We start from the raw sequence: 6,066 nt of genomic DNA on the forward strand, positions 1-6,066 counted from the left end.
CCATCGGCTGCCAGCCCTGCACGAGCCGGCCCGCACCCGGCTCCGACCCGCGCAGCGGTCGGTGGGCCGGCCGCCTGAAGACGGAGTGCGGGCTGCACGGCTGACCACCGTCCCACCCCGGCCCGGTCGCGGGGCGGGTGAACCTCCGCTCCCCCGGGCCGCCCCCGACCACCGCCACCGATCCGCCGCGAGAGAGGCGCCGATGGGCAACATCACGCCGCACACCCCACCCCAGCACTCCCCGAACCCGCCGGGGCACCCCGGCTCCCCGCCCGCGCGTTCCGACGCCGCCCCGCTGTCCACGCTGGACGCCCTCGAGTCGGAGGCGATCCACGTCCTCCGGGAGGCCGCCGGTGAGTTCGACCGCCCGGTGATCCTCTTCTCGGGCGGGAAGGACTCCACCCTGCTCGTCTGGTTGGCGGTGAAGGCGTTCTGGCCGGCTCCGGTGCCCTTCCCCCTGCTGCACGTCGACACCGGGCACAACTTCCCCGAGGTCATCGAGTTCCGGGACAGCCTGGTCGCCGAGTACGGCCTGCGGCTGCTCGTCGCCGAGGTCGAACACTGGCTGGCCGACGGGCGGCTGGCCGAACGCCCCGACGGCACCCGCAACCCGCTCCAGACGGTGCCACTGCTGGACAGCATCGCCGAGCACCGCTTCGACGCGGTCTTCGGCGGAGGCCGCCGGGACGAGGAACGGGCCAGGGCCAAGGAACGGGTCTTCAGCCTGCGCAACGCCTTCGGCCAGTGGGAGCCCCGCCGGCAGCGACCGGAGCTGTGGAACCTGTACAACGGCCGCCACCAGCCCGGGGAGCACGTCCGGGTGTTCCCGCTGTCGAACTGGACCGAACTCGACGTCTGGACCTACATCGCGCGGGAGGGCGTGCCGCTGCCCTCCCTCTACTTCGCCCACGAGCGGGAGGTCTTCGCCCGCGACGGGATGCTGCTGACCAGCGGGCCGTGGGGTGGCCCCCGGGACGGCGAGACCGTCCGCCGCACCACCGTCCGGTACCGCACCGTCGGCGACGGTTCCTGCACGGGGGCCGTGGAGTCCACCGCCGCGACGGTCGACGAGGTGATCGACGAGGTCGCGGCCAGCCGGTTGACCGAACGCGGGGCTACCCGCGCCGACGACCGGCTCTCCGAAGCCGCCATGGAGGACCGCAAGAGAGAGGGCTACTTCTGATGGTCGGTGCGCGACACGGCGACGACACCCCCGCCCGCCTGCTCCGCCTCGCCACCGCGGGCAGCGTGGACGACGGCAAGTCCACACTGGTGGGTCGGCTGCTGCACGACACGAAGTCGGTCCTGGCCGACCAGCTGGACGCCGTCACCCGCGCCAGCGCGGACCGGGGCCTCGCGGCACCGGACCTGTCCCTGCTGGTCGACGGCCTCCGCGCCGAGCGGGAGCAGGGCATCACCATCGACGTCGCCTACCGGTACTTCGCCACGCCCCGCCGCACCTTCGTCCTGGCCGACACTCCTGGCCACGTGCAGTACACCCGCAACACCGTGACCGGGATGTCGACCGCGCAGCTGGCGGTGCTCCTCGTCGACGCGAGGCGGGGGCTGCTGGAACAGACGCGTCGGCACGCCGCCGTGGCCGCCCTGCTCGGTGTCCCCCACCTCGTCCTCGCGGTCAACAAGATCGACCTCGTCGGCTACGACCAGGAGGTCCACGAGTCCATCGCCAAGGAGTTCGCCACCCACGCCTCGGCGCTGGGGTACCCGGCCGACCGGGTGCGGACGGTCCCGGTGTCGGCGTTGGTCGGCGACAACGTGGCACGGCCCTCGGCGGCGACGCCCTGGTACGCGGGACCGACGTTGCTGGAGCTGCTGGAGACCACTCCGGTGGCGAACGACCCCGGGGACGGGCCGTTCCGCTTCCCCGTGCAGTACGTGATCCGACCGCGAACCCCGGCGCACCCCGACTACCGGGGCTACGCCGGGCAGGTGGCCTCCGGGGTGGTCCGACCTGGTGACCCGGTCACCGTCGCACCCGCCGGACTGGCCACCGAGGTGGCGCGCATCGACACGGCCGACGGACCGCTGCCGCACGCGGTGCCGGGCCAGTCGGTGACCCTCGTGCTGCGCGACGACCTCGACATCGGACGGGGCGACCTGATCGCCGGCGCGTCGGCGGCCCCCACCCCCAGGGAGGAGCTCGACGCCGCGCTGTGCTGGTTGGCCGACCGCCCACTGCGTCCCGGCGCCCGGCTCCTGGTCAAGCACGGCACCCGCACCGTGCCGGGGGTCGTCACCGAACTCGCCGCCCGCTTCGACGAACAGCGGTTGGGGGCGTCGCCCGCCCCGGACCTGCTGGAGCTCAACGACATCGGGCGGGTGCGGATCCGCTGTGCCCAGGCGCTGCCCGTCGACGAGTACGCCGTCTCCCGGCGCACCGGGGCGTTCCTGCTGATCGACCCCGCCGACGGCACGACCGCCGCGGCCGGCCTCGTCGGCCGCCCCCTGCCGGTGCTCCCCGACGGCGACGGACCCGCCGGGCCGCCGCCGGGCGCACTCGGCCACGGCACCTGACCGCGCCCCGGAGAGGAACGAGAACGAGCATGATCGGCACTCCCGTGCGCACAGGCCCCGCCCGCGCCGTCGCGGTCGGCGCCGCGCTGCTCCTGGCCGCGACCGCGTGCAGCCGCGCTGACCGGGCGGACGAGGCGGCCGGCCCGGCGGACCTGGGGCCCGCCGCCGAGCTGCGCCTCGGCTACTTCCCCAACGTGACCCACGCGGCGGCGGTCGCCGGCGTCAGCGAGGGTCTCTTCGCGGAGGAACTCGGTGACACCGAGCTGGTCACGCAGACCTTCAACGCCGGCCCGGACGCGGTCGGCGCGTTGCTCGGCGCCTCGCTCGACGCCACCTTCCTCGGTTCCAACCCCGCCCTCACCGCCTTCCAGGAGTCCGGTGGCGCCCACACCCGCCTGATCGCCGGGGCCACCTCCGGTGGGGCGCAGCTGGTGGTGCGCTCCGACATCGACAGACCGGAGGACCTGCTCGGCGAATCGGTGGCCACCCCCCAGCTGGCCAACACCCAGGACGTGGCCGCCAGGAAGTGGTTGGTCGATCTCGACCTGCCCAGCGGGGACGGTCCCGACCGGGTGGCCGTGCAGAACATCAGGAACCCGGACACGCTGACCCTGTTCCGGGAGGGTGCGGTGGCCGGGGGCTGGCTCCCCGAGCCGTGGGCCTCCCGCCTGGTCGTGGAGGCCGACGCCGAGGTCCTCGTCGACGAACGGGACCGGTGGGACGACGGTGCCTTCCCCACCACCGTGCTCGTCGTCCGCACCCAGTACCTGCGGGAGCACCCGGAGACCGTCGAGGCCCTGGTGCGGGGTCTGCTGCGGAGCACCGACTGGGTGGAGGAGGACCTGGACCGGGCCAAGGGCGTGGTCAACGCGGAGTTGGACCGCCTGGCCGGCGCGCCGCTGGACCAGGCCGTGCTCGACCGGGCCTTCGAGAACATCGACCTGGACCTCGACCCGCTCGCCGCGACGTTCCCCCGGCTGGCCGAGGACGCGGTCGCCGCCGGGTTGAGCTCGGCGGTCCCCGACCTCCAGGGCCTGGTCGACGTCGGCCCGCTCAACGCCGTACTCGCCGAGGCCGGCCGCCCTCCGGTGGACGACGCCGGGCTGGGCGAGGGATGACCAGCCGCGCCGGTGGCCAGTGGGCGCCGAGTGCACGCACCACCAGCCGACCGCGACCCGAGACAGACGCGACACCTCCCCGGTGCGGGCCGGGGGCCGGGCAGGAGGGCAGACCCCATGACCGCCGTCACCGACGCCACGACCTCCCCCCAGGACGCCGACGTCCCCGAGCGGGAGTTCGCCGTCCGCCTGCGCGGCGTCTCCAGGTCCTTCGGAGTGGGACCACGCGCCGTCGTCGCGCTCGACGGCGTCGACCTGGCGGTGCGGGCGGGCGAGTTCGTCTGCCTCCTGGGCGCCTCCGGCTGTGGGAAGAGCACGCTGCTGAACCTGGTGGCCGGGCTGGACGAGCCCACGACGGGGTCGGTGGACGTGGCCACGGGCCGCCCCGCCGTCATGTTCCAGGAGCCGGGCCTGATGCCCTGGTTGAGCGCCCGGCGCAACGTCGAGCTGCCGCTCCGGGTGGCGGGCCTCGGCCGCGCCGAACGGCGCGCGGTGGCGGAGGAACTGCTCGACCTGGTCCGGCTCGGCGGCCAGGGCTCCCGCCGGCCGCACCAGCTCTCGGGGGGCATGCGGCAACGGGTGGCGCTGGCCAGGGCACTGGCCTGCACCAGGACCGGCGCGACCGGTCTGCCGCTGCTGCTGATGGACGAACCGTTCGGGGCGTTGGACGCCATCACCCGGGACATCCTCCAGGCCGAGCTGCTGCGGGTGTGGCGGGCGACGGGGACGGCGGTCGTGTTCGTGACCCACGACGTGCGGGAGGCGGTGCGCCTGGCCGAACGGGTCGTCCTGCTGTCCTCCCGCCCGGGCCGGGTGGTGGGCGAGTGGAGGCTCCGCCCCGGCGACGGCGGGGGCACGGCCGGTCCGACCGGGGCGGCCGGGGCCGAGGTCACCGAGGAGATCACGGCGGCCCTCCGGGAGGTGATCTCCAGCCATGGCAGGCACTGAGACCGGCTCCCGCGTCGAACCCGACGGTCTGGCCGACGTGGCCGCTGGCCTCGACGCGCTGGACACCCCGGTGGAGCGGGGCACGCCCTGGTGGCGGGCGGCCCTCACCCGGGTGGTGCCGCCGGTGGTGGCCGTCCTCGCCGTGGTCGCGGTGTGGCAGGCCCTGTGGGCGGCCGCGATCTGGCCCGAGTTCAAGCTCCCCGCCCCCGCCGCGGTCGGCGAGCACGTGGGCGACCTGGTGCGCGGCGGTGAGATCTGGAGTGTGCTGTGGGTCTCGGTGCACCGCGCGATTCTCGGGTTCCTCACCGCCGTGATCATCGCCACTCCGCTGGGGCTGTTGGTGGCGAGGCTTCCCCTCCTGCGCAACGCCGTCGGCCCCCTCGTCACGGGGCTCCAGAGCCTCCCGTCGGTGGCCTGGGTCCCCGCAGCGATCCTGTGGTTCGGGCTGACCCCGGCGACCATCTACGCGGTGGTGCTGTTGGGGTCGGTGCCCTCGATCATGAACGGGCTCATGTCCGGGGTGGACCAGGTCCCTCCCCTGTTGACCAGGGTGGGCCGGGCGGTGGGCGCCGGGCCGTTCACGAGCGCCCGCCTGGTGCTGCTCCCCGCCGCGCTGCCCGGTTACCTGGCCGGCTGCAAGCAGGGTTGGGCGTTCTCCTGGCGTTCGCTGATGGCGGCCGAGCTCATCGCGAACTCCCCCCAGCTGGGGGTGGGCCTGGGGCAGACCCTGGACCAGGCGAGGGCCCTGAACAGCATGTCCGGTGTGATCGCAGCCATCTTGCTCATCCTCCTCGTCGGGATCAGCATTGAACTGCTCGTCTTCCGACCGGTGGAGCGGCGGGTGCTACGAGGTCGCGGCCTGGCCGGGGCGCTGTGAACCGGCGGGCCGGTTCCGACACGAGGACGTGCTGAGGTGGTGCCCGATGTTGCTCGCTGTCGCTCACGGCAGTCGTGATCCCCGCTCTGCCGCGACGATCTCCACGTTGGTGGACGTGGTCAGGGCACTGCGCCCGGACCTGGAGGTCCAGCTGTCCTTCCTGGAGCTTTCCGCGCCCCGCTTCGGGGACGTGCTGTCGAGGGTGGACGGGCCGGTCACGGTGGTGCCGCTGCTGCTGTCCCACGCCTACCACGCCGGGGTGGACGTGCCCGGCTCGGTCGACGCCGTCCGCCGGGGCAGGCCGGAGGTGGACATCCGCATCGCCGACGTCCTCGGCCCCGATCCGGTGTTGGAGTCCTCGGTGCTGCGCCGACTGGCCGAAGCCGAGGTGAGTCCGCGCGACCCGGGCACCGGGATCGTGCTCGCCGCGGCCGGCTCCGCGCATGAACCGGCGAACGCCCTGGTCCGGGACGTCGCGGGCCGGTGGGCCTCTTCGGGTGGGTGGGCCGGCGTGGAACCCGCCTTCGCGGCCGCCGCCGAACCGTCGGTCGACGTGGCGGTGGACCGCCTCCGGGCGGCCGGGGCCCG

General features: G+C 74.4%; 6 protein-coding genes and 1 pseudogene. All 7 read left to right on the forward strand.

Annotation, left to right across the window (positions count from 1 at the left end):
* A pseudogene (locus ACTIDRAF_RS35185) lies at positions 1-104 on the forward strand (phosphoadenylyl-sulfate reductase); the annotation flags it as partial.
* 98 nt (positions 105-202) lie between these two features.
* On the forward strand, positions 203-1,183 hold the full coding sequence (cysD, locus tag ACTIDRAF_RS0224395) for a sulfate adenylyltransferase subunit CysD (protein ID WP_016701294.1): 981 nt from the start codon (positions 203-205) through the stop codon (positions 1,181-1,183).
* Positions 1,183-2,535 carry a sulfate adenylyltransferase subunit 1 gene (locus ACTIDRAF_RS0224400; RefSeq protein ID WP_016701295.1) on the forward strand — a complete coding sequence of 451 codons (1,353 nt, stop codon included), beginning with the start codon at positions 1,183-1,185 and terminating at the stop codon, positions 2,533-2,535. The genes cysD and ACTIDRAF_RS0224400 overlap by 1 nt, the downstream gene beginning before the upstream one ends.
* A 29-nt stretch (positions 2,536-2,564) precedes the next feature.
* Entirely contained in the window at positions 2,565-3,653 is a 1,089-nt protein-coding gene (locus tag ACTIDRAF_RS0224405) for an ABC transporter substrate-binding protein (RefSeq protein ID WP_016701296.1), read from the forward strand.
* Between the two features lie 117 nt (positions 3,654-3,770).
* A complete protein-coding gene (locus ACTIDRAF_RS0224410) occupies positions 3,771-4,601 on the forward strand; it encodes an ABC transporter ATP-binding protein (RefSeq protein WP_016701297.1) in 831 nt (276 codons plus the stop codon).
* Positions 4,588-5,478: an ABC transporter permease gene (locus tag ACTIDRAF_RS0224415; RefSeq protein ID WP_016701298.1), complete on the forward strand. Its 891-nt coding sequence runs from the start codon at positions 4,588-4,590 to the stop codon at positions 5,476-5,478. The genes ACTIDRAF_RS0224410 and ACTIDRAF_RS0224415 overlap by 14 nt, the downstream gene beginning before the upstream one ends.
* Before the next feature lie 46 nt (positions 5,479-5,524).
* Positions 5,525-6,066: sirohydrochlorin chelatase (locus ACTIDRAF_RS0224420; RefSeq protein ID WP_039789395.1), on the forward strand; the 542-nt coding region annotated here is incomplete at its 3' end.

It is taken from the genome of Actinoalloteichus spitiensis RMV-1378 (assembly GCF_000239155.1).
Taxonomy (GTDB): domain Bacteria; phylum Actinomycetota; class Actinomycetes; order Mycobacteriales; family Pseudonocardiaceae; genus Actinoalloteichus_B; species Actinoalloteichus_B spitiensis.

Excerpts from the sequence above, each read along its gene's own strand:
- ACTIDRAF_RS0224415 (WP_016701298.1), top strand. The coding sequence starts at position 4,588 with ATGGCAGGCACTGAGACCGGCTCCCGCGTCGAACCCGACGGTCTGGCC.
- ACTIDRAF_RS0224400 (WP_016701295.1), top strand. The coding sequence starts at position 1,183 with ATGGTCGGTGCGCGACACGGCGACGACACCCCCGCCCGCCTGCTCCGC.
- ACTIDRAF_RS0224405 (WP_016701296.1), top strand. The coding sequence starts at position 2,565 with ATGATCGGCACTCCCGTGCGCACAGGCCCCGCCCGCGCCGTCGCGGTC.
- cysD (WP_016701294.1), top strand. The coding sequence starts at position 203 with ATGGGCAACATCACGCCGCACACCCCACCCCAGCACTCCCCGAACCCG.
- ACTIDRAF_RS0224410 (WP_016701297.1), top strand. The coding sequence starts at position 3,771 with ATGACCGCCGTCACCGACGCCACGACCTCCCCCCAGGACGCCGACGTC.